Origin of the sequence: Limnohabitans sp. (assembly GCF_017848645.1) — a bacterium.
GTDB lineage: Bacteria > Pseudomonadota > Gammaproteobacteria > Burkholderiales > Burkholderiaceae_C > Limnohabitans_A.
In genome coordinates, this window is record NZ_JAFEIF010000032.1 from 22,594 (window position 1) to 47,576 (window position 24,983).

22 protein-coding genes, 1 tRNA gene and 1 pseudogene are annotated in these 24,983 nt (G+C 60.9%); 13 read left to right on the plus strand and 11 right to left on the minus strand.

The window, feature by feature from the left end; translation table 11 throughout:
* Nucleotides 1-14: 14 nt before the first annotated feature.
* The 7 genes from soxY to QZ190_RS07825 all read left to right on the plus strand — a co-directional run bounded on the left by soxY (nucleotide 15) and on the right by QZ190_RS07825 (nucleotide 6,230).
* Nucleotides 15-470, plus strand: a complete 456-nt coding sequence (soxY, locus tag QZ190_RS07795; RefSeq protein ID WP_291915212.1) for a thiosulfate oxidation carrier protein SoxY — start codon at nucleotides 15-17, stop codon at nucleotides 468-470.
* A gap of 55 nt (nucleotides 471-525) precedes the next feature.
* The gene (soxZ, locus tag QZ190_RS07800) at nucleotides 526-837 is read left to right on the plus strand and encodes a thiosulfate oxidation carrier complex protein SoxZ (protein WP_291915213.1); all 312 of its coding nucleotides are present in this window, start codon (nucleotides 526-528) and stop codon (nucleotides 835-837) included.
* 76 nt (nucleotides 838-913) lie between these two features.
* Nucleotides 914-1,717, plus strand: coding sequence for a sulfur oxidation c-type cytochrome SoxA (gene soxA, locus QZ190_RS07805; protein ID WP_291915214.1), 804 nt, complete (start codon nucleotides 914-916; stop codon nucleotides 1,715-1,717).
* An 18-nt stretch (nucleotides 1,718-1,735) separates the two neighbouring features.
* Nucleotides 1,736-2,392, plus strand: coding sequence for a sulfur oxidation c-type cytochrome SoxX (gene soxX, locus QZ190_RS07810; protein ID WP_291915215.1), 657 nt, complete (start codon nucleotides 1,736-1,738; stop codon nucleotides 2,390-2,392).
* Nucleotides 2,393-2,452: 60 nt separating this feature from the next.
* Nucleotides 2,453-4,186: a thiosulfohydrolase SoxB gene (gene soxB, locus QZ190_RS07815; protein WP_291915216.1), complete on the plus strand. Its 1,734-nt coding sequence runs from the start codon at nucleotides 2,453-2,455 to the stop codon at nucleotides 4,184-4,186.
* Nucleotides 4,187-4,246: 60 nt separating this feature from the next.
* Nucleotides 4,247-5,245, plus strand: coding sequence for an MBL fold metallo-hydrolase (locus QZ190_RS07820; protein WP_291915217.1), 999 nt, complete (start codon nucleotides 4,247-4,249; stop codon nucleotides 5,243-5,245).
* A gap of 49 nt (nucleotides 5,246-5,294) precedes the next feature.
* Nucleotides 5,295-6,230, plus strand: coding sequence for a cyanophycinase (locus QZ190_RS07825; protein WP_291915218.1), 936 nt, complete (start codon nucleotides 5,295-5,297; stop codon nucleotides 6,228-6,230).
* A gap of 9 nt (nucleotides 6,231-6,239) precedes the next feature.
* Here the strand turns inward: QZ190_RS07825 and QZ190_RS07830 are convergent.
* The 8 genes from QZ190_RS07830 to QZ190_RS07865 all read right to left on the minus strand — a co-directional run bounded on the left by QZ190_RS07830 (nucleotide 6,240) and on the right by QZ190_RS07865 (nucleotide 16,415).
* Nucleotides 6,240-6,314 (minus strand) — tRNA-Arg (locus tag QZ190_RS07830).
* 94 nt (nucleotides 6,315-6,408) lie between these two features.
* Entirely contained in the window at nucleotides 6,409-7,350 is a 942-nt protein-coding gene (locus tag QZ190_RS07835) for a hypothetical protein (RefSeq protein ID WP_291915219.1), read from the minus strand.
* Nucleotides 7,351-7,694: 344 nt separating this feature from the next.
* The gene (locus tag QZ190_RS07840) at nucleotides 7,695-11,672 is read right to left on the minus strand and encodes a translocation/assembly module TamB domain-containing protein (protein WP_291915220.1); all 3,978 of its coding nucleotides are present in this window, start codon (nucleotides 11,670-11,672) and stop codon (nucleotides 7,695-7,697) included.
* A gap of 2 nt (nucleotides 11,673-11,674) precedes the next feature.
* Nucleotides 11,675-13,492: an autotransporter assembly complex family protein gene (locus QZ190_RS07845; protein WP_291915221.1), complete on the minus strand. Its 1,818-nt coding sequence runs from the start codon at nucleotides 13,490-13,492 to the stop codon at nucleotides 11,675-11,677.
* Nucleotides 13,493-13,524: 32 nt separating this feature from the next.
* Nucleotides 13,525-14,709 carry a VWA domain-containing protein gene (locus QZ190_RS07850; RefSeq protein WP_291915222.1) on the minus strand — a complete coding sequence of 395 codons (1,185 nt, stop codon included), beginning with the start codon at nucleotides 14,707-14,709 and terminating at the stop codon, nucleotides 13,525-13,527.
* A complete protein-coding gene (locus QZ190_RS07855; RefSeq protein ID WP_291915223.1) occupies nucleotides 14,703-15,332 on the minus strand; it encodes a GNAT family protein in 630 nt (209 codons plus the stop codon). The genes QZ190_RS07850 and QZ190_RS07855 overlap by 7 nt, the downstream gene beginning before the upstream one ends.
* Entirely contained in the window at nucleotides 15,329-15,562 is a 234-nt protein-coding gene (locus QZ190_RS07860) for a hypothetical protein (RefSeq protein WP_090141561.1), read from the minus strand. The genes QZ190_RS07855 and QZ190_RS07860 overlap by 4 nt, the downstream gene beginning before the upstream one ends.
* Nucleotides 15,563-15,572: 10 nt before the next feature.
* Entirely contained in the window at nucleotides 15,573-16,415 is an 843-nt protein-coding gene (locus QZ190_RS07865; RefSeq protein ID WP_090141562.1) for a MoxR family ATPase, read from the minus strand.
* Between the two features lie 106 nt (nucleotides 16,416-16,521).
* On the opposite strand from QZ190_RS07865, the gene QZ190_RS07870 reads away from it, so the two are divergent.
* Nucleotides 16,522-17,181 (plus strand): c-type cytochrome, encoded by a 660-nt coding sequence (locus QZ190_RS07870; protein WP_291915224.1) that lies wholly within the window; start codon nucleotides 16,522-16,524, stop codon nucleotides 17,179-17,181.
* Nucleotides 17,182-17,263: 82 nt separating this feature from the next.
* Here the strand turns inward: QZ190_RS07870 and QZ190_RS07875 are convergent, their stop codons facing one another.
* The gene (locus QZ190_RS07875) at nucleotides 17,264-17,698 is read right to left on the minus strand and encodes a DUF1841 family protein (RefSeq protein ID WP_291915253.1); all 435 of its coding nucleotides are present in this window, start codon (nucleotides 17,696-17,698) and stop codon (nucleotides 17,264-17,266) included.
* A 499-nt stretch (nucleotides 17,699-18,197) separates the two neighbouring features.
* Between QZ190_RS07875 and pcaF the strand changes: the two genes are divergently transcribed.
* Nucleotides 18,198-19,400: a 3-oxoadipyl-CoA thiolase gene (pcaF, locus tag QZ190_RS07880; RefSeq protein ID WP_291915225.1), complete on the plus strand. Its 1,203-nt coding sequence runs from the start codon at nucleotides 18,198-18,200 to the stop codon at nucleotides 19,398-19,400.
* Nucleotides 19,401-19,415: 15 nt separating this feature from the next.
* Here pcaF and QZ190_RS07885 read toward each other — a convergent pair whose 3' ends face one another.
* Together QZ190_RS07885 and QZ190_RS07890 are read right to left on the minus strand one after the other, a co-directional pair.
* Nucleotides 19,416-19,814 (minus strand): hypothetical protein, encoded by a 399-nt coding sequence (locus tag QZ190_RS07885; protein ID WP_291915226.1) that lies wholly within the window; start codon nucleotides 19,812-19,814, stop codon nucleotides 19,416-19,418.
* On the minus strand, nucleotides 19,811-21,202 hold the full coding sequence (locus QZ190_RS07890) for an acyclic terpene utilization AtuA family protein (protein ID WP_291915227.1): 1,392 nt from the start codon (nucleotides 21,200-21,202) through the stop codon (nucleotides 19,811-19,813). The genes QZ190_RS07885 and QZ190_RS07890 overlap by 4 nt, the downstream gene beginning before the upstream one ends.
* Before the next feature lie 172 nt (nucleotides 21,203-21,374).
* Between QZ190_RS07890 and QZ190_RS07895 the strand changes: the two are divergent.
* The 4 genes and pseudogenes from QZ190_RS07895 to QZ190_RS07910 all read left to right on the plus strand — a co-directional run bounded on the left by QZ190_RS07895 (nucleotide 21,375) and on the right by QZ190_RS07910 (nucleotide 24,981).
* Nucleotides 21,375-22,250 (plus strand): annotated as a pseudogene (locus QZ190_RS07895) (branched-chain amino acid ABC transporter permease).
* 9 nt (nucleotides 22,251-22,259) lie between these two features.
* Nucleotides 22,260-23,336 carry a branched-chain amino acid ABC transporter permease gene (locus QZ190_RS07900; protein WP_108365321.1) on the plus strand — a complete coding sequence of 359 codons (1,077 nt, stop codon included), beginning with the start codon at nucleotides 22,260-22,262 and terminating at the stop codon, nucleotides 23,334-23,336.
* Nucleotides 23,333-24,166: an ABC transporter ATP-binding protein gene (locus QZ190_RS07905; RefSeq protein WP_108365323.1), complete on the plus strand. Its 834-nt coding sequence runs from the start codon at nucleotides 23,333-23,335 to the stop codon at nucleotides 24,164-24,166. The genes QZ190_RS07900 and QZ190_RS07905 overlap by 4 nt, the downstream gene beginning before the upstream one ends.
* Entirely contained in the window at nucleotides 24,163-24,981 is an 819-nt protein-coding gene (locus tag QZ190_RS07910) for an ABC transporter ATP-binding protein (protein ID WP_291915228.1), read from the plus strand. Before QZ190_RS07905 ends, QZ190_RS07910 begins: the two co-directional genes overlap by 4 nt.
* Nucleotides 24,982-24,983: the final 2 nt, after the last annotated feature.

The following is a 24,983-nucleotide window of genomic DNA, read 5'->3' on the forward strand; positions in this document are numbered from 1 at the left end:
CAAGGAGATATCAGATGCAAAACCGTCGCGAGACACTCAAGCAAAGCGCTGTTGTGGCTGGCCTCTTGGCCACTGCGGGTTTCCCACAGTTCGCCCACGCTGCCTTCAACAAAGCCGCATTCGACGCCAAGTCGGTGCAAGACGCTGCCAAAGCCGCTGGTGCCACCAGCATGGCCGAGAGCAAAGACGTGACCATCACCGGTCCGGACATCGCTGAAAACGGCGCTGTGGTGCCTTTGGGTGCCAGCACAGCGCTGCCTGGCGTCAAGCAGTTGTTGATCATGGTTGAAAAGAACCCATCCGCTTTGGTGGCCATGTTCCATGTGACCGATGCTGTTGAAGCCAACTTCTCGACCCGCGCCAAAATGGGCCAGTCTTCTGATGTCTATGCTGTGGCCATCATGAACGACGGCAAGGCCTTGTGGGCCAAGAAAGAAGTCAAGGTCACTTTGGGCGGTTGCGGCGGTTAATCCCCCTTGACCCATCGACCACACATTGATTCACTGAAAGATTTAGGAGAGAAAAATGGCAGATCCAATGCGCATTCGTGCCCAGTCATCTGGCGACAAAGCAACCGTTCGTGTGCTCATGAGCCACGAGATGGAATCCGGCCAACGCAAAGACGCTTCCGGCAAAACCGTGCCCGCCTGGTTCATCCAGGAAGTCACAGCCAAGCTCAACGGCAAGGACGTGTTTTCCGCTGAATGGGGCCCCGCCGTGTCGAAAAACCCCTTCCTGCAATTCAACGTCAAAGGCGCCAAAGCCGGGGACAAAATTGCGGTGACTTGGAAAGACAATAAAGGCGATACCCGCACCGACGAAGCCACCGTTTCGTGATCGTGCGATGACAGTGCAAAGGGTGAAGTGACTACTTCACCCTTTTCGCGTTTGAAAAATACCAACAGAGGTGACAATGAACAAAGCATCAAGTTTGGCCATGGCAGCAGCACTGGCCTTGAGTACCATGCCCGCTCTGGCCCAAAAGACCGCCAGCCAAGGCATTGACGAATACCGCGCCATGTTGCAAGACGGCAACCCCGCTGAACTCTTTGAAGCCAAAGGCGAAGACCTCTGGAAAAAAGCACGCGGACCCAAAAATGCTAGTCTCGAGAAATGCGATCTGGGCAAAGGCCCTGGCGTGGTCAAAGGTGCGTTTGTGGAGTTGCCCAAATACTTCGCTGACACCCAGCGCATGCAGGACCTGGAGTCGCGCTTGGTGACCTGCATGGAAACCCTGCAGGGCTTCAATGCTGCCGAAATCTCCAAGACCGCATTTGGTCGTGGCGAGATGGCCAATGTGACCGCCTTGGCCACCTGGATCGCTGCCGAATCCAAAGGCTTGAGGTTCAACCTGTCGCAATCGCATGCCCAGGAAAAAACGTTTTATGAAGTGGGCAAGCGCCTCTTCTTTCAGCGTGGTGGCTCGCACGACTTCTCCTGCGCCTCTTGCCACGGTGAAGAAGGCAAGCGCATCCGTTTGCAAGATCTGCCCATCCTGACCAAGAACCCCGGCGATGGCGTAGGCTTTGCTGCCTGGCCAGCTTATCGCGTCTCGAACGGCCAGATGTGGAGCATGCAGCTGCGCCTGAACGACTGCTACCGCCAGCAGCGTTTCCCCTATCCTGGCTTTGCCAGCGATGCCACCATTGCCTTGTCGACCTATCTGGGTGTGAACGCCAAGGGCGCTGCCTCGGTTGCACCGGCCATCAAACGCTGATCTGAGCAGGAGAAACCCATGAACAAAAAGACCCAACTTGTATTGGCCAGCTTGGCTGCCGCATTGGTGGCTGCAGGCTGCGCATCCGCGCCATCTGTGGCCGAGCTCAATGCCCTGACCGACAAGATCGTCAAGGCCTCTTTCCGTGATGAAAGCCATGTGAAAGTGGAGCGCATCACGGCCACCGACGAAACCAACCGCGCCTGCAGTGATGCCGATGTGGCAGGCAAGCCCTTGGATGAAAAAACAGCCAAGCGCATCGAAGAAGCCAACCTCAAAGCCATCAAATGGCCATCGGACGGCAAGTTCATCGGTGACTGGAAGCAAGGTGAAGCCATTGCGCAAAGCGGTCGTGGCCTGACCTGGACCGACTCGGCCACGGCTGTGAACGGCGGCAATTGCTACAACTGCCACCAGATGGACAAGAAAGAAATTTCTTACGGCACCATTGGACCGAGCCTGTACAACTACGGCAAGATTCGTGGCGTGACCAACCCCAACGATCCGGCCAGCAAAGCCATCGTGGAGTACACCTGGGGCAAGATCTGGAACGCCAAGGCCTACAACGCTTGCTCGAACATGCCTCGCGCCGGCCACATGGGTATCTTGAACGAAACACAGGTTCGCCACATCGTGGGCCTGTTGCTGGACCCTAAGTCGCCTGTTAACCAGTAAACGACCCAAAACCCGGCTGGTCCGGGTTTTTTAGCCCCCTATATATCAGTGGTTGCAAATATGAATCTCTCCAAACGCGAATTTATCCAAATCATGGGCGCTGGCACGATGGCCGGCATGAGCATGGGCGCTTACGCCCAATCCAGCGCGAGCACAGCCGCCAATGGTCTGTATGACATCCCCAAGTTCGGCAATGTGTCTTTCCTGCACATGACCGATTGCCATGCGCAGCTCAAGCCGATTTATTTCCGTGAGCCCAGCATCAACTTAGGGGTTGGCTCCATGCAGGGCAACCTGCCGCATTTGGTGGGTGAGTATTTGTTGCAAGTGGCCAAGATCCGTCCGGGCACGGCAGAGGCCCATGCGCTGACTTACTTGGACTATGAAAAAGCCGCCAAGCGCTATGGCAAGGTGGGTGGTTTTGCGCATTTGGCCACGCTGGTCAAACGCATGAAGGCCAGCCGTCCCGGCGCTTTGCTGCTCGACGGTGGTGACACCTGGCAAGGCTCGGGCACCAGCCTGTGGACCAATGGTCAGGACATGGTGGATGCCTGCAAACTGCTGGGCGTGGACGTGATGACTGGCCACTGGGAATTCACCCTGGGCATGGAGCGCGTGAAGGAAATCGTCGAAAAAGATTTTGCGGGCAAGGTCGACTTTGTGGCGCAAAACATCAAGACCAACGACTTTGGCGACCCGGTGTTCAAACCCTATGTGATCCGCGAGATCAATGGCGTGCCCTGCGCGATCATTGGCCAAGCCTTCCCCTACACCCCGATTGCCAACCCGCGTTACATGGTGGCCGACTGGGAGTTCGGCATCCAGGACGAGAACATGCAAAAGATGGTGGACGAGGCGCGCGGCAAAGGCGCGCAAGTCGTCGTTGTCATCAGCCACAACGGCATGGACGTTGACCTGAAAATGGCCAGCCGCGTCAGCGGCATCGATGCCATCATGGGTGGTCACACCCACGACGGCATGCCCGTGGCCTCCATCGTGTCCAACAAGGGTGGCAAGACCCTGGTGACCAATGCGGGCTCGAATGGTAAGTTTTTGGGCGTGCTGGACTTCGAGGTCAAGGACAAAAAAGTCAGCGACTTCCGATACAAGCTGCTGCCCGTGTTCTCCAACATGCTGCCCGCCGACAAAGAGATGGACGCCTTGATCACCAAGATCCGTGCGCCTTACGAGGCCAAGCTGGCCGAAAAACTGGCCGTGACCGATGGTCTGCTCTACCGCCGTGGCAACTTCAACGGCACGGGCGACCAGTTGCTGGTCGATGCGCTGCTGGACGTGCAAGGCGCTGACATCGCGTTCTCGCCCGGCTTCCGTTGGGGCACCACGCTCTTGCCGGGCCAGGCCATCACGCGCGAGTGGCTGCTTGACATGACCGCCACCACCTACTCGTACGCCACCGTGACCGAGATGACGGGTGAGACCATCAAGACCGTTCTCGAAGACGTGGCCGACAACCTCTTCAACCCTGACCCTTATTACCAGCAAGGCGGCGACATGGTGCGCGTGGGGGGTCTGAGCTACAGCTGCAACCCTGTGGAGACCGCAGGCAAGCGCATTGGTGATTTGCGCTTGAAAGGCCAGCTCATCGAGGCGGGTAAAAAGTACAAGGTCGCTGGCTGGGCCCCGGTGGCTGAAGAAGCCCGTAACCAGGGCAACAAGCAGGTCTGGGAAGTGGTCGAAACCTGGCTCAAGGCGCAAGGCGGTCGCATCAAGCCACGCCAACTCAACACCCCCAAAATCATGGGCGCTTTGCCCAACAAGGGCTATGCCGTTTGATGGGGATGTGCAGCGCCAACTGACACTGTCTGGCGCTGCACCGCGAGAGGAGGAATGACCATGAAAAGAAGACATTTACTGTTGGCCAGTGCGGCCGTGGGTGGCGCAGCCCTGTGGCCTGAGGCCCGATTGCTGGCGCAGCAAGCGCAGGATTTCATCGAAGGCCCGCCCGTGGCCGACATCCCCGCGCAACAGCTGTCGCGCCATGTGTGGATGATCTACTCCCCCGATGGATTTCCCACCCCTGAAAACCGGGGCATGATGGCCAACGTGACCTTTGTGGTGACCCCGGCCGGGGTGGTGGTGATCGATTCGGGGGCTTCGCTGCAAATCGGCCAGATGGCCATCCGCATGATCCGCCAAGTGACCGACCAACCCGTGGTGGCCGTGTTCAACAGCCACTACCATGGCGACCATTGGCTGGGCAACCACGCCTTTGTCAAAACCTATGGCGACAAGCTGCCCATTTACGCGCTGCCCAGCACCATCGAAAAACTCAAAGGCACTGAAGGCAATTTGTGGCGCAGCCTGATGGAGCGCTGGACCAACCAGTCCACCCTGGGCACCCAGGTGGTCTTGCCCAACTCGCCCGTGCAGCACGGGCAGCTCATCCAGGTAGGCGACGTGAGCCTGCGCATGCACCACTATGGCACGGCGCACACCCCCTCAGACTTGTGCGTGGAAGTGGTGCAGGACAAGGTGACAGCGGTGGGGGACATTGCCATGACCAACCGCATCGCCAACATGGACGAAGGCTCTTACCCCGGCACCTTCAAATATTACAAAGCCCTGCAGGCGGCCACGGGCGATCAGCTGTGGGTGCCAGGCCATGGCCACGCGCGTAAGGATTTGCTCAAGACCTATGGCGAGTTCATGGCCGGCATCTGGGAGCCTTGCCTCAAAGCGGTGGAGGACGGTAAGTCTGAAGCCGATGCCAAAGCTGCGGTGCTCAAAGACCCCCGTGTGGCCGCCCGTGCCAAGAACATGCAAGGCTTCGAAGGCAACATCGGCAAGTACATCAGCCTCGCATATCTGGAAGCCGAAAAGCTGGCTTTTTAAGGGGTCTGCTGCACAGTTCTGTTCTTCGTTCATGGGTTAGAGTGCCCCCATGAACCGAAGAGATGTATTGGGCGGTATGACCGTTGCAGGTGTTGCTGCGCTGGTGGGGCCGCCTGTTTGGGCACAGTACCCCAAAATTTCCCGCCTGGTGATCGTGGGCGGCGCAGAGGACCGTTTGCAGGATCGCATCATCTTGCGCAAATTCGCCGATTATTGTGGTGGCAGCCAGGCACGCATCCGTGTCATCACAGCTGCCAGTGGCGACCCTGAAGGGGTGTGGCAAAGTTACCAAAATGCCTTCAGGTCTATTGGGGTAGAAGACGTGCAGCGTTTGGCCATCGATGATCGAGAGAGTGCACACGCGTTGCCATTGCAGGCGGAGATCCTGCAAGCTGATGGCATTTTCATGAGTGGCGGAGACCAGTCCAAACTCATGGACACTTTGTGGAGTACCCCGGCCTACCAATCATTGCACCAGTCCTTTCACCTCAACCGTTGCTGCATTGGAGGCACCAGTGCAGGTGCAGCGGTCATGTCGCGGCACATGATCGCCCAAGGGCCTGCGGTTTTGCGACCCAGCAAGGAGGCCGTGGACACCGACATTGGCTTGGGCTTGCTGTCACAGGCGGTGGTGGATCAGCATTTTTCGGAACGAAGACGCTTGGCGCGTTTGTTGTCCACTTTGGCCATGCGCCCGGATTTGCTGGGGGTGGGTATCGACGAAGATACCGCTTTGGTGATCGAGCGAGGTGAAGCCATGGAGGTCATCGGCAAGGGCACGGTGACCTTGGTAGACCCCTCGCAAATGCAATCGAATGTGAATGAACTCGAAGCCTTCGAGCAGATAGAAATGCTGGGGGTCCAGTTGCACGTGTTACCGGCCGGCCACCGTTACAGCCTCAAGACCCTTGCCAAGAACCCACGCACAGCCCCTTTGCGCCAGGCCATCCAGCGCCTGGTGGCGTTGGGCCCCATTCGGGCCTGACGCGCGGCCTGGTGCCCCCGACAGGAATCGAACCTGTATCACTCCCTTAGGAGGGGAGAGTTCTATCCATTGAACTACGGTGGCCAGGTTGCGGATTGTAATGGTCCTCGGGGCCCAGAGACACGTGGCGTGTCGGTTGGTTTTTCGCGCTGAACTTGGCGGCACGTCAACCGTGGCCTTAAAGGGGTTGGCTGTTCAAGAGCAGGTACTGCATGTCATCCAGGGCTTCATGCACGCGGCGGCCTTGGAAAAACAATTTCAGAGTTTGCAAATCCTGGCTGAAAACCAGAAAAGGTGCGGAGCCATAAACGCTTTTGGCCATGCCTGCTTTGAGTTGAAGCAGAGTTTTCTGGTTTTGGCTGTCGAGCACACACAGTTCGGTATCGGCTTGAGCTTCCAAATAGACGTAATTACCTGGTTTGAGTGGCTGGCTGGGGGTGTGGGCTTTGCTGTTGTTGCGGTGCTGCCAATCGCAGGCCGAGGTGACTGTGGGTGCCGAGACTTTGACCGTCCCCACAGGTGGTTCAGCCATTGCAGAGGCGGATGCGATCACTTGGGCTGGTTCTGATGGCGGCGTCTGAGCGCTTTTGGCAAGGGAAGGCTGCGCAGGCGCTGGTGTCGACAGGGCGCTGCTGGGCAGGTCCTGCGTTGCCAAGTGGGCAGAGCGTCTGTCGGGTGCAGGTAAATCGAGCAAATTCCACGGTTTAATGGTGATCAGTGCCACCAGACTGAGCAAACTCAAAGCCCAAAAAAAAGGTGGTTGAAACAGCCCACGCGGCTGGGAATCTGAAGGGGTCTGGGACGGGCTGACAAGCGCTTGCGCCATCACGGGGGCCATGGCAGAGGGTTGCGCGATCACTTTGGGCTCGGCGGGCTCAATGGCCAGGTTGACCATCTCTGGTGTGACCAGGTCGTGCCCCAGTTTCTTCAGCAGTTTGACACCCGTGCTGCGCTTGATGGCGGGGTTGTAAAAGCTGCTGTTGCCACCCCGCTCAAGCTCTCTGAGCTGGGCCAAGGACACGGTGTTGGTCCGAGCGAATACCAGTTCATCAATACCTGCCTCTTCCCGCAAACTTCGCAAGAGCTGCCCATCTTCAGAACGCCATGTGGGATTGTTCATAGGTGAAAGCTGACATCAGTGAATCGCGAGCCCCAGCCAGGGACAACTCGCGGATGATAGAACAGTTTTGGTAAATATGTAATAAAGATAATTAGTCTGAGCGTCTTGCGTCGGATGTCTGGTGCCGAAAATTGGATCAGGCTGGACTGCGGAAACATGCGACGCTCAAAAATGAAGTGGTTTTCAAAGTGCGGCCAACAGTTTCATTCAGGGTGAAATCACGGCGCGCGTGTCAATTGAATGTTTGAAGCTGTCAGAACAAGTGAAGCTTGGGATATTGGAATTTTAGTATTGGTTTTGATGTTGAGGGATCATCGTTTTCACGGAGAGCGTTGACCAAGGGTTCAATCCCTTCGCACCGTGAAAATCAAATCCAGCGCACTTTGTTCCCCTGCTTGCGCCCGCAGAGTCAGGCGGCGCGAGAGGTCGTAAAAAATGTACAAACTGCCAAAAGCGCCACTCAGGCTGGTTTCGTAGGCGAGGTAAAAGTCTTTGGACAAGCGTTTGCCCAGTGTCACGGCCGCGCCTGTGGCAGAGGCGTCCGAGCGGCTGCCACTGCCCAATGAGATTTCGTCCAGCCCGAGGCTGCTGGCCAACTCGCCGCTGAGGCTTTTGCCGTTGCCGCTGAGCAGGGCCACCGCCGCTTGTTGCAACACGGCCGACTCGGCGCCGCCGTTGGCTGCAGAGCGGCCCAGCACCAGCCAGGCCAGTTTGTCTGCGTCGGGCAGGTCCGGGTCTGCGTACAAGCGGATGCGTGGGAGCAATGCGGTGCCCGTGACTTGCACGCCCACTTTTTGCGGCAGGTTGGGCCGCAGCGCAATGATGTCCAGGCTGGGGTTGTCATACGGGCCATTGAAGCGCAGCACGCCGGTCTCGATGTTCAGTTGCTGGCCATAGGCTTTGTAGCGTCCGCCTTCGGTGCGTACCTGCCCACTCAGACGGGGTTGGCCCCGCGTGCTGGCGTTGCTGAGCAATTCCACCTGACCGGTCAGACGGGTGACAAGGCCTTGGCCCTGCAGCTGAAAGTCTTGCCCCAAGTCGAGCATGACGCGCACATCGGGCACACCCAGCCAGGAACCGGAGGACGCATTGGGGTCGGGTGGGGCGCTCAGGGCGCTCACATTCAGCTCGCCCATGCCGGGGCGAAACACCACCACATCGTCGCCCAGGCTGGGGGTGCTGTCGTCGGGCAGGATGAAGAGGGCCTGGTCGGCCTTGAGGCCCCCGCGCAGTTGCAGTTGGCCTTGTGCCATGCGCGCCGTCACATCGCCCGACACGCTCAGTCGCCGATCGGCTCGGTTGCTCACGCGCAGGTTTTTGGCCTCGATCTGCAAGGCCAGATCGGCTGTGCGCAAAGGGTTTTGGAGGCTGCCTGCAGGGGCACCCGGTGCCGTCTTGAACTGGACCTGGCCACGGGCCTGGAGTTCGCCCCCTTGTGCGCCGGCCCCGCGCAGGCTCAAGCGCTCCAGCACCAGGCTTTGGCCTTGCAGGCGTGCCTGCATTTGCCCTTGGCTGAACTCGATGCCTTGCACAGCCGATCTGGCCGCCAGTTGATCCGCCTGCAAGCGACCCTGCCACTGTGGCTGGCTGCGCGTTCCGCTGAGCGTCAGGTTCGCGTCCAGTGTGCCTTGCACGCGCCAGCCAGGCGGGGCCAGAACCGACCAGGCCCCGATTTGCGGCAAGCTGGCCCGCGCGCTGCCGCTCAAGGGTGCTTGCTCGGGCCATTGCCAGCCCTCAGAGGTTCGGCTCAGTTGGCTTTTCAGCTGGGCCTGTGCCTGGCCCATTTGGGCGCTGTCCCAGTTCAGCTCGGTGAGCAGCTGCTCGTTTTGCACCCGCAAAAAGACCTTGGCCTGGCGCAAACCTGCCGCCGTGCTCTGGCCTGATGCGCTGTCGGTCTTGATGCGCAAATCGCCTTGGCTGCGCTCAGCCGTCACGCTCAAGTTCAGGTCCCGATCCATGCGCCACTGGGCCTGCCCCTGGAGCGTGATGTCGTTCAGGAGGTCGGTGCCCAGCCAGGCTTGCGCCCAGGAAACGGGCAGGTCTGACCAACTCAGGGCCCCATGCGTTTGCAGGGGCTGGCCCGCGTTGGGCGCCGTCCAGCCACCGGCTTCGGCCTGTAAGCGGGGGCGGCCAGGACCCGGGCCTTGCAGCAACCAGTTCGATGGCCCCCAAGTCAGGGCCAAGGGCTCGAGCCTTGCTTGCCAGGCGAGCGTGGACTGCAAGGCCAGACGCCAGGGCGTAGCCGAGGGGCTTTGGGTGTTGGGGGTGCTCAGGGCCAGCTGTTCGATGCGGCCTTGCCAGCTGGGGCTGCGGACATCGTCGCGGCTGGCGCGCCAGGTGCTTTGCAGCTGGGCGCTGTTCGTGCCCTGGCCCAGGCGGGCTTGCAACTCAGCCTGCAGCGCCAGGGGGGTGCCTTGCAGGCGGAGTTGACCCGGGGCCAGGAACCAGGGCGCTGGTCGGGTGGTGGGTTTGTTTGTGGGGGCGCTGCTGGGGCCGGCTTGTGTCCACTCGATGCGCGGCCACTGCAGTTGGAGGGAGAGCGGCGCATCGGCTTGGGCGAAGCCGCCTTGCCATTGGGCTTGCAGTTGAGCCGGCCCGCTGGCTTTGAAGGCCTTGAAAGTTTTAAGTTGGGCGTCCCAACCCGGCAGGCCTTGCAGCCAGGTCTGGCTGAGGGCGGCGTCTTGCATCTGCACGTCCAGGCGGCCTTGGCCGGTCATGGGAGCCAGGTTCCCTTGGGCCGTGGCTTGCATGCCGGGCAGTTGCAGTGTCATGCGTCCTTGCACCGCTTCTTGGGCCGGTTGCCATTGGAACTGTCCCTCCAGCACGGCTCTTGCAGCCTCCAGGCGCAGGCTGTCGATGTCCCAGCGGTCCGGGTGCCATTGGCCTGTGAGTTGGAGCTGCTCCCATTGCAAAGCGGCTGGGCTGGAGGAAGCAGCGGGGGTTTGCGCTTTTAGCGCTTGCAAGTCAGCGCTCAGCGCGATGCTGTCCGCCCCTGAGGCCTCGGCTTTGAGGCGGCCTTGCACGGCGGGTCCAGCCCAGGCGCTGTGCAGCAAGCCGGGCTGCAGGTTCTGGATGTCCAGCTGCCCGGTCCAGCCTTGGGGGGTTTGCTGGCCTTGGCCTTGTACTTGGCCGGCGCCCAGGCGGGCCCCGGCTTGCTGGATTTGCCACAGGCCCTGCGCATGGCGGGCGTTCAGGCTCAGCTGCGCCAAGGGCAGGCGCTGCAGGTCCCAGGCACCGGGCAGCAGGTTCTCCAGTTGCGCATCGAGTTGCCAGGCCGCGCCTTCGGGCTGCAGCCTGGCCTGGCCTTGCAAGCGTGTTTGCGGGGCACCCGGCCACAGAGGGGCCAGGTCCAGCGCTTGCCACTGGCCATCGGCTTGCACCACCGCTTGTTCTTGCCAGGGCTGGATTTGCGCCTGCAGCGCCAGATGGACCTTGTCTTGTGCGCGCCCCAAAGCGCCTTGCCCGGGTGTGGGGGCCAGCTCGGCCTGCACCGAGAGTTGGGCTGACGGACCTGACAGCTGGCCTTGCACCGTGGACTGGACCTGTAACTGAACGGCCGGTGTGCGGCCACTGGCCGGGGTTTGCACCTGGCCTTGGGCCGTGATGTGCAAGGCCATGGGCGCTGCACCCTGCAAACGCGCTTGCAAGGTGTAGCGGCCTTGGGCCAGCGCCAGCGATTCGACATTCAGGCGGTGGTCCTGCCCGTCAAAGGCGTACTGGGCCCGCACATCGGACAGCGTCACCGCCGTGTGGCCTTGCCAGCTCAATTGGTCCACCTGCAGCGCCAGTTGCAAGGGCAGGGGCAGGCGCAGCTCGGTCAGCGGTGTGAGGGGCTGGGGGGGGCGCTGGTCTTGCACGCGCAGGCTGCTGATCTGGACGCTCTTGAGGGGCCAGGCCTGACGCCACAGCTGCGACCAGTCCAGCACCAGTTGGGCATCCTGGGCCTGCACTTGCAAGCCATCGCTTTGCCAGCTGATCAGGCCAATGCGCCCGCCTTGTTGCAGATTGCCTTGCACGTCGGTGCTGCGCAGTTGCTGGCCCGAGGGCAAGGCCCAGTGGACCATGTTCAGGGCCGTGCCTAAAGACCCGGGCGTGCCCGTCCAGGCCCACAGGCCCCAGAGCGCGGCGGCCAGCGCCAAGGGCCCAAGCAAAGCCGACAGGCTCACGGCCGACAAAGCACCCAAGGCGGCAAGCATGCGCCGCAGGAGCGTGCGAGAAGGCGCGTGCTCAGGGACGGTCTCATCCGCCGTCGAGTTCAAAGACGAGGCCATGGTCTGTGCCATGGCATCCTTGTCGGTCGGGGCTTCGGGGTGGGTGTTCATCGTCAAAATGTGAAACCCACACTCAGGTGCAGACGCAGCTTGCGCAGCACCTGTGCATAGGCCAGGTCCATGCGCACCGGCCCGACCGGGCTGCGCCAGCGGGCGCCGACACCGTAGCCGATTTGGGGCTGGAGTTGTCCGGTGTCATTGGCCACAGCCCCGGCATCGACGAACACGGCGCTTTCCCAATCGGTGGCTTGGCCTTTGATGCGGATGGGGCGCTGCCACTCCAGACTGCCTGCGGCCAGATAGCGGCCCGGTGCGGTGATGCCGTCCGCTTCGCTCACGCCAATGCTGTTGGGGGCGTATCCGCGTACGCTGTTGTCGCCACCTGTCCAGAACAGCTGAGTGGCGGGCAGGTTGGAGGTGTCGCGGCTGACCACACTGCCGATTTCGGCCCGCACCGCCAGGCGACCCAGGCTGGTGCCCAAAGGCACAAGCCCCAGGCCTTTGACCAGCCAGCGCACATAAGGCTCACGCTGGTCACCCAGCGTTACCCCCGAACCCAACTCCACGCCCACGCCCAAGCCCCGGCTGGGAAAGGGCAGGCTGTCAAAGTTGCGCCAGGTCCAGCCGTAGTTGGCACTGATGGATTCGCGCTGGAGCTGGAGGTCGCCTTGCAAGCGGGCCGAGTCGTATTGGGCGAAGTAGGAGCGGTCAACGCGCTCACCCAGTTGGGTGCGACCTGCGCGCCAGCGTTGGCTTTGCAGGGAAACGTCAAACAGTTTTTCACGATCGAATTTGGCCGAGGTGTTCCAGCGCCAGAGACTGGCATCTGGCGGAGCCAGCAGGTCCAGGCTCGCGCTTTGCAAGTCCTTGTCTACAGACAGCTTGCTGACCGAGCGCCAATGCAGGCCCGGCACGCTGTGGTGGGTGTGCTCGGCGCTCACGCGGGCACCGCTGTCACTGCGCACACCCAAGCCCAACACCCACTTCTGGCGCAGACTTTCTTTGAGCTCGACCTTGACCGGTGCCTGCGCCGGATTGCCTTCGGCATCCAGACTGACAAACACCGAATCGTAGAAACCACTGGTGACCAGGCGCTGCTGTGCTTCGAGCAAATCGTTTTGGCGGTAGACCTGGCCAACGGGCAAGCGCGCCAGGCGCTCAACCTGGGTGGCACCGTATTTGTCAGCCCCGGAAATTTGCAAAGCCCCCAGACGCACGGCCGGGCCAGACTCCAGGGTCAACCACAGACGCACCTGGTTGCTGGGCTCGTCCACCAAGGCCAGGCTGTGCAAGATACGGCCCCAGGGGTAACGCTCGGCCAGCAGCTGGCGCAGGGCCTGGTTTTTGGCCCGGCTCCAGGCGTTTTGGCTGAAGGTTTCGCCCGCAGGCAAAGTCCATTGCTGCTCGATGGCTTGGAGCTGCGCCCGCGCCTGGGGGTCGTCGGCCACATCGCCCAGCCACTGCCACTGCACTTCCGAAACGCGGGCAGCGGGTCCGGGGTCCACGTCCACCCGCACCAGGCCCAAGTTGCCGGTGCTGCCACTTTTGTCTTGCGACCAGCTCAGCGTGGGTTTGAAAAATCCCAAGGTGCCCAGCAATTCGCGGGCCTGCACATCGGCGTCACGCAGCAAGCGGGCCAGCTCCGTCTCGTCCAGATCGCTCAGGCTTCGGTAGCGCTGCAAGTCCAGGTGTTGCGTCAAATAGTCGCGGATGCCCTCGTCGCTGCTGCGCACCTCCAGGCCGAAGGCTTGTGGGCTGGCTGGGGGTGGTTGGGCGGTGAGGGTCGCAGGCGTTTCGGTGGTTTGTGCCATGGCCGAAAGAGGTGCCAGCGCGGCAGGCCCAAGTGCGGCCAGCAGCACGGCCACAGCCATGCAGTGCGGGCCAACAGGCCGCGCGGGCCGCCTCATTTGCTCAGCAAACGCATCGCATCTTCCAGCCCCTTGAGGGTCAGGGGGTACATGCGGTTGCTCATCAGTTGCTGGATGATGGAGATGCTCTGGCGGTATTGCCACACGCCTTGCGGCTCGGGGTTGATCCAGGCGAACTTGGGGAAGGTGTGCGTCAGGCGCTGCAGCCATTCGGCCCCGGCTTCCTCGTTGTTGTATTCGACACTGCCGCCTTTTTGCAAAATTTCATAGGGACTCATGGTCGCGTCGCCAATGAAGATCAGCTTGTAGTCCTTGTTGTACTTGCGCAAGATGTCCCAGGTCGGGAATTTCTCGGCGTAGCGGCGCTTGTTGTTCTTCCACATGAAGTCGTACACGCAGTTGTGGAAGTAATAAAAATCCAGGTGCTTGAATTCGGCCTTCACAGCCGAGAACATTTCCTCGACCCGTGCGATGTGTTCGTCCATGGTGCCGCCCACGTCCATGAGCAGCAGCACTTTCACATTGTTGTGGCGCTCCGGGCGCATCAGGATGTCCAGATAACCCGCGTTGGCCGCTGTCTTGCGGATGGTGCCGTCCAGGTCCAGCTCTTCTTGCGAACCCTCACGCGCAAAGCGGCGCAGGCGACGCAGGGCCACCTTGATGTTGCGCGTGCCCAGCTCCTGTTGGTCGTCGTAGTCCTTGTAAGCGCGTTGCTCCCAGACCTTGATGGCGCTTTTGTTGCCGCCCTTGCCGCCAATGCGGATGCCCTGCGGGTTATAGCCGCCGTTGCCAAAGGGGGATGTGCCGCCAGTGCCGATCCATTTGTTGCCGCCTTCGTGGCGTTCCTTTTGTTCTTCCAGGCGCTTTTTGAGCGTCTCCATCAGCTCGTCCCAGCCCATTTTTTCGATGGCGGCTTTTTGCTCGGGCGTGAGTTCCTTTTGCAGGATTTTTTCCAGCCATTCGAGCGGCACTTCCTTGGTGAAGTCGGTCAGCATCTCCACCCCCTTGAAGTAAGCGCCGAAAGCCTTGTCGAACTTGTCGAAGTGCTTTTCGTCCTTGACCATCACGGTGCGGGCCAGGTGGTAAAAATCGTCGATGCTGCAGGCGTCAGACGCCGGGCCCACCACGTTGGCCTGCAGCGCTTCCAGCAGCGTCAGGTACTCGCGCACCGAAACGGGCAATTTGGCGGCGCGGAGGGTGTAGAAAAAGTCGATCAGCATGACCGGGGTTCCTCGGTTCTGGCGCGGCTCAATTGAAAGTCGAGGTGGGTGCGCACATTGGGCCATTCGCTGGCAATGATGCTGTAGACGCAGGTGTCACGCAGTGCGCCAGCGCCCAAAGGGTGGGGGTTGATCTGGTGGCTGCGCAGCACGCCGTCGAGCTTGGCGCCCAGGCGCTCGATGGCTCGGCGGCTTTGCTGGTTGAAGAAATGCGTGCGGAACTCCACCGCGATGCAGTTGAGGTGCTCAAAGGCATGGGCCAGTAGCAAGCGTTTGGCTTGGGTGTTCAGCGGTGTGCGCTGCACGCTTTGGCGGTACCAGGTGGAGCCAATTTCCACCCGGCGGTTGGCCGCGTCGATGTTCATGAAGGTGGTCATGCCCACGGCCTGGCCAGTTGCCGGGTCGATCACGGCAAACGGGCACATGCTGCCCTTGGCCTGCAAGTCCAGGCGGCGGGTGATTTCGGCTGCCATGCCTTCGGGCGTGGGGATGGCGGTGTACCAGTGGTTCCATAAATCGCCGTCGCGCACGGCTTCGGCCAGGTCATCGCGGTGCTCGTGTGACAAAGGCACGAGCTGAACGTGCTGACCTGAGAGCGACATGGGCGCGATCCAGTGATTCATGATGGGTCGGTGTCTTTGGCTTTTTGTTTGCTGCGCCAAAAGCGCGCCAAGTGCAGACCTGCGCCACCGCCCAGGCCCACCAACAAAATGCCGCCGATGCTGGCGTTGTCATAGCCGGCGCTGAAAATATTCAGACCCAGCCATTGGCCAGCCCAGTAACCGGCCAAGGCACCGCCGACAAAGCCTACGGCATCCGAAATGCCTTCAAGGAAGGGGTTGGGGGAGCTCATCTGGCATGTCTCAGCGGTTACGCTGGTTCATGAAGACCAGCTTTTCAAACAGGGTCACGTCCTGCTCGTTCTTGAGCAAGGCGCCCACCAGCGGTGGCACCGACACCTTTTGGTCTGCGCTTTGCAAGGCTTCGAGCGGGATGTCTTCCGCCACCAATAGTTTGAGCCAGTCGAGCAGTTCGCTGGTCGAGGGCTTTTTCTTCAGGCCGGGCAGGCCGCGCACATCGTAAAAAGTCTTGAGCGCCAGGGCCAGCAGGTCTTTCTTGAGCGTGGGGAAGTGCACATCCACGATCTGGCGCATGGTGTCCGCTTCGGGGAACTTGATGTAGTGGAAAAAGCAGCGGCGCAAAAAGGCGTCGGGCAGTTCTTTCTCATTGTTGGAGGTGATGAACACCAGCGGTCGGGTCTTGGCCTTGATCAGCTGGCGCGTCTCGTAGCAATAGAACTCCATGCGGTCGATCTCGCGCAGCAGGTCGTTCGGGAATTCGATGTCGGCCTTGTCGATCTCGTCGATCAGGATGGCCACGGGCGTTTCGGAAGTGAACGCCTGCCACAGCACGCCCTTGATGATGTAGTTCTCGATGTCCTTGACTTTTTCGTCACCCAGTTGGCTGTCGCGCAGACGGCTGACGGCATCGTATTCGTAGAGGCCTTGCTGGGCCTTGGTGGTTGATTTGATGTGCCACTGCAGCAGCGGCAAGCCCAAGGCTTCGGCCACTTCTTCGGCCAGCATGGTTTTGCCGGTGCCGGGTTCGCCCTTGACCAAAAGGGGGCGTTTGAGGGTCATGGCGGCGTTCACGGCCAGCATCAGGTCCGGTGTGGCGACGTAGTTTTCGGTACCTTGGAATTTCATGGCGACAACTTCTCAAAAAAGGGAAAGGGGCTTGTCAGGATTATGAGGGCCAGCCCGATATAATCCGCAGTTGATTTTTATCAATCACTTGGATTGTGTAAGCAAAATGAACCAGCTGTTGACCTCGATGTTTGCCTTGGCTGTCGCTTCTGTGACCGCTGTATCTGCCCATGCCCAAGAGATCAAGGGCGACGCCAAAGCTGCAGAGCAAAAAATTGCCATGTGCATTGGTTGCCATGGCATCAAAGGCTACCAAGCCAGCTTCCCTGAGGTCTATCGCGTGCCGATGATTTCTGGCCAAAACGCCAAATACATTGTGTCGGCTCTCAATGCCTACAAAAAAGGCGAGCGCAAGCACCCCACCATGCGTGGCATTGCCGACAGCCTGTCTGAGCAGGACATGGCCGATCTGGGTGCTTACTACGAACAGCACGCCAAGGTGGAGCCCGTGACCAAGACCCCCAAGGCCCCGGATGCCAAAGTTGCGGCTTTGCTGCAAAAGGGTGCGTGCATTTCCTGCCACGGGGACAACTTCAACAAGCCGATCGACCCGAGCTACCCCAAGCTGGCCGGTCAGCACAAAGACTTTTTGTTTGTGGCCCTCAAGTCCTACAAAACCGAAAACCAGTCCACTTGGGGCCGCAACAATGGCGTCATGGGTGGCATCGCCAAGCAGTTCTCCAATGCCGAGTTGAAGGCCATGTCGGCTTACATCGCTTCTTTGGATGGCGAGATGAAGGTTGTGCCACAGTCCAAGTTCCGTTGATCGTCCTCAGCGCGAACCTCACAAAAAACCCGCCTCGGCGGGTTTTTTGTTGTCTGTTGGCCATTTTTTGGGCCGCTGGGCCTCAGTCTTGGGTGGCGTTGCGCTGCACGCAGGCGATGTAGGACTCGCCGTCCGGCATGCGGCCTGAGCGCTGGCTTTCAAAAATCATGCGTCCCAGGCATTCCATGGCCCGGTGGTGTGCGTCGTGCAGCGAGTTGAGCCGGTGCGTCAGCAGTTCCACCGCCTGGCGAATGCCCCGGGGTTGGTCGATGCTGCATTGCTCGCTGATGGACAGGTGCATCGAGAGGTGCAAAAAGGGGTTGGTCCGATTGGGGTCGTCGTTCAGCATGTTGGCCAAGGCGGCATCGACGTCGGCGAGTTCGGCATGGTATTCGGGGTGTTCGTCGATCCATTGGCTGACCAGCATTTCCATGGGTTCGAGCGTTGCAGTCGTGCGGGCTTTGGCGTAGACACCACAAAAAAAGCGCCGGACATCGGCTTGTGAGGGTTGTATCAGCATGGGGTGGATTGTCTCTTATGTGGGTTGGCTTGTTGTCTTTGTAGCTCGGGGATGGGGCTTGAGGAGTGAGAGGCCGGGGTGCGGGGCCGGGGCTCAGAGGCGCTTCGCTTTGCCACATCGCCCCGGCCCCGCACCCCGGCCACTCACGTGGGCGTTTCGCGGAGGGTTTAGAACGTGTCAGGGCACATATCACCAACAACCGAGCAAGGCGGGAGGGCGGCGCTGGTCGGGCGATGCGGCAAAGCGAAGCGCCTCTGAGCCCGGCCAGCGCCGCCGTCCCGCCTTGCGGACAGACACCAGGCACCTTATCAACGTACAGACTCTCCCCGGAGCCCGGCCAGAGCAGCCGCCCCGCCTTGCGGACAGACACCAGAGATCTTTTCACCGGGGAGTCGCCAAACGCTCACGCCAGACCAATGACCACCTCTAAAATGACATCAATCCCCGCATGATGTGCAATATAATGCACATTTCCAACCCTGAAGAGACCAGTCACATGAACCAAGCCTACATTTGCGACGCGATCCGTACCCCCTTTGGCCGCTACGGCGGTGCCTTGAGCAGTGTGCGCACCGACGACCTGGGCGCTGTGCCCCTGCGCGCCCTGATGGAGCGCAACCCCAACGTGGACTGGGCTGCAGTGACCGATGTGTTGTACGGTTGTGCCAACCAAGCCGGTGAAGACAACCGCAACGTGGCCCACATGAGCAGCTTGCTGGCCGGTTTGCCGATCGATGTGCCCGGCGCCACCATCAACCGCCTGTGCGGCTCGGGTCTGGACGCCATTGGCACCGCCGCTCGCGCCATCAAGGCCGGTGAAGCTGGTTTGATGATTGCCGGTGGCGTGGAAAGCATGAGCCGCGCCCCGTTCGTCATGCCCAAGGCCGAAACCGCATTCAGCCGCAACAACGCCGTGTACGACACCACCATTGGCTGGCGCTTCATCAACAAGCTGATGAAGGCCCAGTACGGCGTGGACTCCATGCCCGAGACGGCCGAAAACGTGGCCACCGATTACAAGATTGAGCGCGAAGCGCAAGACCTGATGGCCTACAACAGCCAACTGCGCGCTGTGGCCGCCATCAAGGCCGGGCACTTGGCCCGCGAGATTGTGGGCGTGAGCATCCCGCAGAAAAAAGGCGATGCGATCATCGTCGACACCGACGAGCACCCGCGCGAAACCAGCCTGGAAGCGCTGGCCAAGCTCAAAGGCGTGGTGCGCCCGGACGGCACTGTGACCGCAGGCAATGCCTCGGGCGTGAACGACGGCGCATGCGCCTTGCTGCTGGCCGACGAAGCCACCGCCGCCAAAAACGGCTTGACGCCCAAAGCCCGCATCGTGGGCATGGCCACGGCAGGTGTTGCCCCGCGCGTCATGGGCATTGGCCCCGCGCCCGCCACGCTCAAGGTGCTGGCGCAAACCGGCCTGACCATCGACCACATGGACGTGATCGAGTTGAACGAAGCCTTTGCCGCGCAAGGCCTGGCCGTGATGCGCATGTTGGGCCTGAAAGACGACGACGCCCGCGTGAACGCCTGGGGCGGCGCGATTGCCTTGGGTCACCCGCTGGGTGCTTCGGGTGCCCGCTTGGCCACAACCGCCATCAACCGCCTGCAGCAAACCGCTGGCCGCTACGCGCTGTGCACCATGTGCATCGGCGTGGGCCAAGGCATTGCGCTGATCATCGAGCGCGTTTGAGGCTTGGACCCCGGATCAAGTCCGGGGTGCCATCTCTGGCCACCAGCCCCTTCGGGGGCTTTTTTGTGCCTGCTCAAGTTCTTCGGCACTGACTTCGATTTCAAGACGCAGCAGCGCCGCACCCATGGCTTTGCCCAGGTTGTCCAGGCGCAGGTTGCGTGCGCCGCCGCCTTGCAAAGCGCCGTGCAGCACGAACTTCATGGCCAATAGGTTGGGCAAAGGCCAAGCGTCAACCTGGCCCGGGAGCCAGGGCGCAAAGTGGGCCTGCACTGTGGTCGCTGTCACTTCGCGTTCCAGGAGTCGATAGCCCGCCTCGTTCCAGGCAAACAAGCCAAAGTCCACCCAGTCGGCTTTGTCGCCGCTGCGGGCGTGGGCGATGCGGGCCAAGGGGATTTTCACAAGGGGTGAGGTCATGCGCCGGGCTCCAAAATCTCAACACGGGCCTGAACACGGTCACGCGGGATCAAGGTGGGCCAAATGCCCAGCAAGGCGCTGGAGGCGTTCAGGCCCTGAAAGCCGCAGGTGTAGGCCGGGCCGCTCAAAGCCATCCAGGGGAACAATCGGCCAAAGCCATCGGCCACGGCTTTGGAGCGGGTGCGAAGCACCATGCGCACCCAGATCTCGGCGCGCTCGTTCAACTCGGCCGCTGGCGGCAAAGGTGCCAGTGGGCCGTGCGCCGAATTGAGCCCGGGGTATTCCACAAACAGCTCGTCAAAAGGCATTTGGCGCTCTTTCAGTTGGCTGCGGACCATGCTTTCTGCCGCCTGCACCTTGTCCCAGGCATCGGGCCAGGAAAAGCCCCAGCTGACCTCGGCCTTGAAGCCGTCCTGAAAACCGGCCACCACTTTCAGCTGATCGGTGGGGGCACTGCCCTGGGCCCCGGTCAAGCGAACGCGGTGCTGGCCCTCGTCGTGCAACTGGATCTGACCCATGTCGAGCACCACATCGGGCGAAAAATACGCATGCGGGTTGTGCACCTCGTACAGCAGTTGTTGGCGCACGGTGTCGAAGTTGACCAGGCCGCCTGTATCGGGTGCTTTGGTGATGTAGGCCGTGCCGTCCGGCCAGACCTCGGCAATCGGGTAGCCGATGTGCGCCAAGTCCGGGATGTTTTGCCAGCTGCCTTGGCTGCCAAAGTTGCCGCCGCTGCCCTGGCCCGAGCATTCGAGCAAATGCCCCACCGTCATGCCCTGCGCCAGTCGGTCAAAGTCTTCGGGGGTGGCCGCATCGGCGAGCTTCCAGCCCAGCGCGTGCACCAGTGGCCCCAGAAACAGCGCAGCATCGGCCACGCGCCCAGTGATCACGATGTCGGCCCCTTGGTCCAGTGCCTCCACGATGGGCCGTGCGCCCAGATAGGCGTTGCCAAACACCAGCCGCTCGCGCACGCTGGCCACGTCGGCGCCGTTCATCATGTGGTCAAAGCGTTCGCTGGGCGCTTGCAGTTGCGTCAGCACATCGTCGCCGCTCACCACCGCAATGCGCGGGTGCCAGCCTGCGGCGGCCAAGGCTTTTTGCACCGCCTGCGCCGCGCCCATCGGGTTGAGGCCGCCCGCGTTGCAAACGAACCGGACCCCACGCGGCTGCATCAGGGGCCACAGGCGCAGCAGCATGGGCACCACATCGCGGGCATAACCCAAAGCAGGGTCGCGTTGCCGGTCTTTTTGCAAAATGGCCAGCGTCAATTCGGCCAGGTGGTCACTGGCGATGAATTGCACTTGGCCGCGTTCGATGCTGGCGACCACGGGCTCCCAGTTGTCCCCGTAAAAACCGAGCCCGGATCCGATGCGTATGGCATTTGTCATGAAGGGATATTGAAGCCTTGTGTGTGAGTTCGAATGGGGGACAACCCCTAGGGAAAGTCTCGTGTAAGACAGACATAATCGCACGGTCGTTCGCAAATGCTTTGCACGGTGCTGAAACAGTGCCCGGCCCAGCTCAGCGGACTCGGCTTGACAGAACCAAGAGGAGACAGGTGTGCAATTGCTGCAACTGCTGATCAGCGGTGTGGCCCAGGGCTGTATTTATGGACTCATTGCCCTGGGTTTCGTGCTGATTTAGAAGGCCACCGAAACGGTGAGCTTTGCCCAGGGCGACCTGATGATGGTGGGGGCTTTTTCGGGCCTGGCCGCCATGACGCTGCTGGGTTTTCCCTTCTGGATTGCGGTGCCCGCAGCCATCGTGGCCATGGGTATTTTTGGTGTCTTGGTCGAGCGCCTGGTCATTCGCCCCATCCTGGGGCAACCGGCTTTTTCCATCGTCATGCTGACCATTGGTGTCGGCTACGTGCTGCGCGGCCTGATCACCATGATCCCCGATGTGGGCACCGACACCCACACCATGCCCGTGCCTTATGCGGGTGAGGTGTTGCGCCTGGGTGGCTTGGTGATCGCGGCCGAGCAAATGGTGGTGATCGGCGCCACCGGCATCTTGTGCCTGGGCCTGTTTGCCATGTTCAAGTACAGCAAGTTGGGCATCGCCATGCAAGCGGCCTCGCAAAACCAGTTGGCTGCTTATTACATGGGCATCCCGGTCAAGCGCATCAACGGCCTGGTCTGGGGCTTGGCGGCAGGTGTGGCGGCGGTGGCCGGTCTGCTCCTGGCGCCCATCACTTTTGTGCACGCCAACATGGGATTCATTGGCCTCAAAGCCTTTCCGGCTGCGGTGGTGGGGGGCTTTGGCAGCTTGCCTGGCGCCATCGTGGGCGGTTTGGTGATCGGCATTGTCGAGTCGCTTTCGGGCTTTTATTTGCCCGAAGGTTTCAAGGACATCGCCCCTTACATCGTGGTGTTGCTCATGCTGGTGCTCAAGCCCAATGGCTTGTTCGGCGAGCAACTGCGCAAGAAAGTCTGAGGCTCCGGCATGCGTTTCATCTTCAAAACCGAATACAACCAGGACATCACACTGGCCAAACACGGCGGCCATGTGTTCTGGTACAGCTTGCTTGCCATCTTTTTGGTGGTCGCACCTTGGGCCGTGCCCGAGTACTGGCTGGCGCAGCTGACCTTTGTGCTGATCTACGCGGTGGTGGGCTTGGGCCTGATGCTGCTGGCTGGTTTCACGGGTCTGTTCTCGCTGGGTCACGCCGCGTTTTTGGGCGTGGGAGCTTACACCCAGGCTGTCATGGTCAATGCCGGGGTGCCGTTTCCGCTGGCGCTGGTGTGCGCGGGGGTGTTCTCGGCCATTGCGGGCGTGATCGTGGGCCTGCCTGCGCTGCGTGTCAAAGGCATTTACCTGGGCATGGCCACACTGGCTTTCGGCTTTATTGTCGAAGAGGGCATGGCCCGCTGGGAAAGCGTCACGGGCGGCAATGCGGGTCTGATGGTCACCTACCCCACACTGGGCGGCTGGACACTGGACAGCACCGAAGAGTTTTACTTCCTTTGCTTGGTGGTAACGGTGGGGGCCACGCTGGCCATCGTCAACCTGCTGCGCTCGTCCACGGGCCGCGCTTTTGTGGCCATCCGTGACTCCGAAATTTCGGCGCAAAGCATGGGCATTCACCTAGCGCGTTACAAGACCTTGTCATTTGCCTTGTCGGCCGCACTGGCGGGCATCGGCGGCGCTTTGTACGCGCACAAGATCCAGTTCCTCTCGCCCGAGCAGTTCAGCATCATCCAGTCGATTGACTTGCTCTTGATGGTGGTGATCGGTGGCCTGGGCTCGATCCACGGGGCCTTCCTGGGCGCGATTTTCCTGATCGTCATGCCGCAGCTGATCTCATTGGGCAAGGACTTTTTGCCAGCCGCCATTGGTGGCGCTGCCGGCTTGCAGGGCACGGTCTACGGCATGGTGCTGATCGCCTTTGTGTTGTTCGAGCCGATGGGCCTGTATGGCCGCTGGCTCAAGGTGCGCACCTGGTTCCAGCTGTTCCCGTTTTACCGCCGTGGCCTGTTCAAGCGCCAGAAATCGTTCCAGAAGTCGGACCGCCTGAAATGAACGCAGACATCCTTTTATCCGCTCAAGACCTGAGCGTGCGCTTTGGCGGTGTGCTGGCCGTGAACAAGGTCAGCTTCGACGTCAAACGCGGCGAGGTCTTCACCCTGATCGGCCCCAATGGTGCTGGCAAGACCACCGTGTTCAACCTGATCAGCCGCATCTACACACCCACCACGGGCGTGATCGACTACGCTGGGCCACAAGGCACGCTGCGCCTGACCGACCAGCAGCCGCACCAGATTGCAGGCCTGGGTATTGCCCGCACGTTTCAGAACATTGAATTGTTCGAGCACGCCACCGTGCTGCAAAACCTGCTGATTGGCCGCCACACGCACCGCAAGACGGGCGTCTGGAGCGAGATGTTCTTCAGCAGCAAAACCCGAGCGGCCGAGATCGAGGCGCGTGAAAAGGTCGAAGAGGTCATCGACTTCCTCGACCTGCAACACCACCGCGACTCGATGGTGGCCGGCCTGCCCTACGGCGTGCGCAAAGTGGTGGAGCTGGCGCGGGCCTTGTGCACCGAGCCGAAATTGCTGCTGCTCGACGAGCCGTCGTCGGGCCTGAATGTCGAAGAAACCGAGGACATGGCGTTCTGGATTTCGGACATCAAAAACGAGCTGGGCATCACCGTGCTCATGGTCGAGCACGACATGAGCCTGGTGTCCAAAGTGTCCGACCGCGTGCTGGCCATGAGCCAGGGCGAGGAACTGGCCACCGGCACGCCCAGCCAGGTGCAAAGCGACCCGGGTGTGATCGAGGCCTATTTGGGCTCGGTGGACGATGTGTCCAGCCTGCGCCGCGAAAACTATGTGCCCGGAGGTGCCGCATGAGCGCAGCCAACCCCATTCTGAACGCGGCCGCTGAGCCCGTTGCTGACAACGTGATGCTCAAGCTGCTCAACGTGGAAAGCGCTTACGGCCCGATCAAGGCCATCCGTGGCGTGAGCCTGCAGGTGCGCCAAGGCGAAATCGCCACCGTGCTCGGCTCCAACGGCGCGGGCAAGACCACTATCCTGAAAACCATCAGCGGCATCATCGACCCGCGCAAGGGCTCGATCGAGTTCAAGGGCCAAAGCATCACCGCGCAAGACCCAGCCTTCATTGTGCAAAGCGGCCTGATGCATGTGCCCGAAGGCCGCGAGGTGTTTCCGCTGCTGTCGATTCGCGACAACCTGCTCATGGGTGCATTCACCCGCAAGGACCGCGATGGCGTGGCCCGAGACATGGAAGCCGTGTACAACTACTTCCCCATCCTGCGCGAGCGGGCTGCGCAAGACGCGGGTTTGCTCTCGGGCGGGCAGCAGCAGATGCTGGCCATCAGCCGCGCCCTCATGGCCAACCCCGATTTGATCTTGCTGGACGAGCCCAGCTTGGGCCTGAGTCCCAAGTTGACGAAGGAAATCTTTGAGATCGTGGTACGCATCAACCGCGAGCGCGGCACCACCATCTTGCTGGTGGAGCAAAACGCCAACATGGCGCTGAACGCTTCGGACTACGGCTATGTGCTGGAAAACGGCCGCATTGTGATGGAAGACAGCTGCGCCCGTTTGCGTGAAAAGGACGACATCAAGGAGTTCTACTTGGGCATGAAGGAAGAAGGCGTGCGAGCTGACCGCCGCTGGAAAAAGAAGAAAACCTGGAGATAAGA